Below are 3,901 nucleotides of genomic sequence, written 5' to 3'. Positions count from 1 at the left end.
GCTGGGGCGCGACACCCGCCACAGCGGCGACATGCTGCAGCACGCCTTCGCGGCGGGCGCGATGGCGCGCGGGGCGGACGTCGTCGACGCCGGCGTGCTCCCCACGCCCGCCGTCGCGTTCCTCGTCCGGCACGTGGGGGCCGACGGCGGCGTCGTGGTGAGCGCGTCGCACAACCCGTTCGAGGACAACGGCATCAAGTTGTTCGGGCCCGGCGGCGCGAAGCTCGCCGACGCGGAGGAGGCGGACGTCGAGCAGCGCCTGCGCGGCGGGGGGCCGGACGGCGACGCGCCGACCGGCGCGGCGATCGGCCGGCGGTCCGCCCTCGCGGGGGCGGACCCCTACCTGGCGTTCCTGTGGTCGCACGCGCCGTACCTCGACGGCGCGCGCGTCGTCGTCGACGCCGCGCACGGCGCCGCCAGCGCCCTGGTGCGGCCGGCGTTCGAGCGGATCGGGGCGCGCCTGGAGACGCTACACGCCGACCCGGACGGCGTGAACATCAACGTCGCGTGCGGCTCGACGCACCCCGAGGCGCTCCGCCAGCGCGTCCTCGAGGGCGGCTTCGACGTCGGCGTGGCGCTCGACGGCGACGCCGACCGCGCGATCCTGATCGACGGCAAGGGCCGGACCGTCACCGGCGATCACGTCCTCGCGATCGTGGCCCGCGTCCGCGGCGACCGCGAGGTCGTCGGGACGGTCATGAGCAACCTCGGGGTGGAGCGGTGGTTGGCGGAGCGGGGCGTGACGATGCACCGCACGCAGGTCGGCGACCGGTACGTCCGCGACGCCCTCGTCGCGCGCGACCTGCGGCTCGGGGGGGAGCCGTCGGGGCACGTGCTGATGCTCGACGCCGCCCCGACCGGGGACGGGCTGCTGACTTCCTTGCAGCTGCTCGCGGCCGTGCGGGCGTCGGGCCGCTCGCTGGAGGCGTGGATGGACGCGATCCCGACGTACCCGCAGACGCTGCGCAGCGTCGACGTGCCCGCCGGCCGGAAGGCCGCCCTCGCGGAGGCGGCGGAGGTCCGGGCCGCCGTCGCCGACGCCGAAGCGACCCTCGGGACGGACGGCCGCGTGAACCTCCGCCCGAGCGGGACCGAGGCGCGCCTCCGCGTGATGGTGGAGGGCCGCGACGACGCGCAGGTGCACGCCCTCGCCGACGCCGTCGCCGACGCGATCCGGCGGGCGGCGGCGGCGCCCGCGCTATAGTTCGCGCATGGCGACCCCGCCCGACGCACCCCCCGTCCACCCGCTCGGCTTCGCCGCCGGCGTGGGCGCGGCGTTCGCCGCGACCCTGGGAACGGTGCTGCACTTCGCTCTGCCCGCCGCATCGACGCCGCTGCTGCTGGGGGGCGCGTTCGCGCTCGGTGCGGGCGTCGGCGGGGCGTGGGTTCGCGTGCGCCGGCCGACGCTCGCCGACGACTGACGCGCCGCACCGCTCTCCCCTGCACGACCCACCCCTGCACGACCTACCCCCCCACCGCCACGCCCCGGCGCGGGGCGAACGTGGGCCCCGCCACGTCCCGTGACGCTTCGGTGACACACGTCCCGACGGCCGTCGGTAGCCTGTCGCTTCGATGGAAGGGCTGACGTTGGTCGGGGTGTCGCACCGTCGTGGGGGCGGCGAGGCGTTGGAGGCGTACGGACGCGCGTACGCCGACGCCCCCGTGGAGGCCCGACTCGCGGACCTGGGCGTCGAGGCGTACCTGGTGCTTGCGACCTGCAACCGCGTGGACGTGATCGTGCACCGCCCCGAAGGGGTGGGGCCCGAGGACGTGCGCGACGTCCTCACGCCGGCCGGCGCCCCGCGCCGGCCGTACCTGTACGACGGCGAAGCGGCGTTCGAGCAGTTGGCCCGCATCGCGGCGTCGCTCGACGCGCTCAACCCCGGCGAGGACCAGGTCATGCGGCAGGTGCGCGACGCAGCGAAGGCCGCGCGCCACACGAAACGCGTGGATGCGACCCTCTCCTTCGCGATCGACGCCGCCCTGCGCGTCGCGAAGGCCGTGCGGCGCGAGGTGACCCTCGCACCGCGCGACACGTCGCTGTACAGCCTCGCGCGACCCGCCGTCGACGCCCACCTCGACGCCACGTCCGCCCCGACGCTCGCGCTGCTCGGGGCGGGCGACATGGCGCACGTCGTCGCGCGGGCGTTGCCGGCCCGCGACGACCTGCGCGTCGTGGTGATCAACCGCACCGCGTCGCGCGCCGAGGCGCTCGCCGACGCGCTCCGCCCCCGCGTCGGCGCGGTCCGCGCCCTGACGCTCGAGGACGCGCGCACCGCCCCGCCGGCCGCGGACGTCCTCGTCGCCGCCACCGGCGGCGGGCTGCAGGTCGACGCCGCCTGGCTCGACGCGGCCCCTGCCACGCGCCTGCTCGTCGACCTCGGCATGCCGCGCGCCGTCGACGCCGTCGCCGGCCGCGCGCGGGACCGAACGGTCGTCGACGTCGACACCCTCGAACGCGAGGGCGCCGCCCGCCGCGCGGAGCTCGAGGCGCACCTCGCCGACGCCGAACGCGTGCTGCGGACCGGTGTGGACGCCGAGATGGCGGCCTGGGCGGAGGCCCGCCTCGGGCCCGCCATCCGCGCCATGACCGCCTGGTTGCGCGAGACCCTCGAGGGGGAGGTCGACGACGCGACCGCCGCCACGCTCGCCCGCCGCCTCGCGCACGTCCCCGTGAAGGGCCTCCGGGCGGTCGCGCGGGAGCACGGCGTCGACGCCGCCCGCACCTTCCTCGCCGAGACCGGCCTGGCGGACGACGACGCGTCCCCCGAGACCGCGACGGGGGACGACGGGGCCGCTGCGAACGCGGACGAAGGGGACGACGCGACGCGCACCGCGGTCCTCACGCGGGGGGCGGCGTGAGTCCGAACGGCGTCGTCCGCATCGCGACGCGCGCCAGCGACCTCGCCCTCTGGCAGGCCCGCCACGTGCAGGCCGAACTCCGCCGGCACGGCCGCGACGCGGAGCTCGTGAAGGTCACGACGCGCGGGGACGCGTCGCGCGCCCCCATCGCCGAGCTCGGCGTGGGGGTGTTCGTCAAAGCGGTCCAGGACGCCGTCCTCGAGGGCCGCGCCGACGTCGCGGTGCACAGCTTCAAGGACCTCCCCGGCGCGCCGACCGACGGCCTGGAGATCGCCGCCGTGCCGCCCCGCGGCCCCGTCCACGACGTCCTCCTGATCGCCCCGCACGCGCACGACCCCGCCGCCGGCGCGCTCGCCCTCGCCACCGACGCGCGCGTCGGGACCGGCGCGGTGCGCCGCACCCACCAACTCGCGGCCCTGCGCCCCGACGTGACGTCGGTCCCGCTCCGCGGGAACGTCCCCACCCGCGTCGCGAAGGCGACGTCGGGCGACGTCGACGCCGTCCTGCTGGCCGCCGCCGGCCTCGACCGGCTGGCGCTGGACGTCGGCGACCTGGTCCGCGTCGACCTCGAGCCCGACGCCTTCCTCCCGGCCCCCGCGCAGGGCGCGCTGGCGCTCGAGATCCGTCGCGGCGACCCGCTCGGGGACGCCCTCACCGACCTGCACGACGTCGCCGGCTTCCCCCCCGTCGCCGCGGAACGGGCGCTGCTGACGCTGCTCGACGCCGGCTGCCAACTGCCGTTCGGCGCGTACGCGGTGCGCGACGGCGGCGACGTGGCGCTCGCCGCCTGGTTCGAGGGCGCCCGCGTCGACGTGCGCGCCGCCGGCCCCGAAGCGGCGGCCCGCGCCGCCTTCGACGCGCTCGGGGCGGGGGGGGCGGCGTGAGGGTCGCGATCACGACGTCGCCCGGCCGCCTCGAGGGGCTGGACGCCCGCCTCGAGGCGCTCGGCGCGCACGTCGTCCGCGTCCCCCTCGTCGACACCACGCCGCTCGACGACCCCGCGGCGGCGCGCGCCCTGCGCGACCTCGCCTGGCGGCTC

At 77.9% G+C, this 3,901-nt stretch carries 4 protein-coding genes; all 4 read left to right on the top strand.

Features of this window, described 5'->3' with window-relative positions; genetic code table 11:
* On the top strand, nucleotides 1-1,204 hold a 1,204-nt coding region (glmM, locus tag RI554_10740; protein MDR9392492.1), incomplete at its 5' end, for a phosphoglucosamine mutase.
* 7 nt (nucleotides 1,205-1,211) lie between these two features.
* Entirely contained in the window at nucleotides 1,212-1,421 is a 210-nt protein-coding gene (locus RI554_10735) for a hypothetical protein (GenBank protein MDR9392491.1), read from the top strand.
* Nucleotides 1,422-1,572: 151 nt separating this feature from the next.
* Nucleotides 1,573-2,862, top strand: a complete 1,290-nt coding sequence (locus RI554_10730; protein MDR9392490.1) for an NAD(P)-binding domain-containing protein — start codon at nucleotides 1,573-1,575, stop codon at nucleotides 2,860-2,862.
* On the top strand, nucleotides 2,859-3,746 hold the full coding sequence (gene hemC, locus RI554_10725) for a hydroxymethylbilane synthase (GenBank protein MDR9392489.1): 888 nt from the start codon (nucleotides 2,859-2,861) through the stop codon (nucleotides 3,744-3,746). The genes RI554_10730 and hemC overlap by 4 nt, the downstream gene beginning before the upstream one ends.
* Nucleotides 3,747-3,901 lie beyond the last annotated feature (155 nt).

Source organism: Trueperaceae bacterium, from assembly GCA_031581195.1.
Lineage (GTDB): Bacteria > Deinococcota > Deinococci > Deinococcales > Trueperaceae > SLSQ01.
This window is presented reverse-complemented; position numbering and strand designations above follow the sequence as displayed.

Coding starts and splice junctions, on each gene's coding strand:
- RI554_10730 (MDR9392490.1), top strand. CDS start 1,573: ATGGAAGGGCTGACGTTGGTCGGGGTGTCGCACCGTCGTGGGGGCGGC.
- RI554_10735 (MDR9392491.1), top strand. CDS start 1,212: ATGGCGACCCCGCCCGACGCACCCCCCGTCCACCCGCTCGGCTTCGCC.